Origin of the sequence: Corynebacterium sp. HMSC08D02 (assembly GCF_001807505.1) — a bacterium.
Taxonomy (GTDB): Bacteria; Actinomycetota; Actinomycetes; order Mycobacteriales; family Mycobacteriaceae; genus Corynebacterium; species Corynebacterium pseudogenitalium.
Map to the genome: position 1 here is coordinate 77,666 of NZ_KV789249.1, position 210 is coordinate 77,875.

The window sequence follows — 210 nt, forward strand, 5'->3', positions numbered from 1 at the left end:
CAATGAAAGGCCGCTCCCGAAAGAGCGGCGGTCCGCCAGGTGGTCCCGAGCGTTATGGGCCGTTCAGTGGAACCCCTCAATGAAAGGCCGCTCCCGAAAGAGCGGACCCTCAATGAAAGGCCGCTCCCGAAAGAGCGGCGGTACGCCGTTCTTCCAGTAAGGCTTCCGCTCCGAGCGTCCCTCAATGAAAGGCCGCTCCCGAAAGAGCGG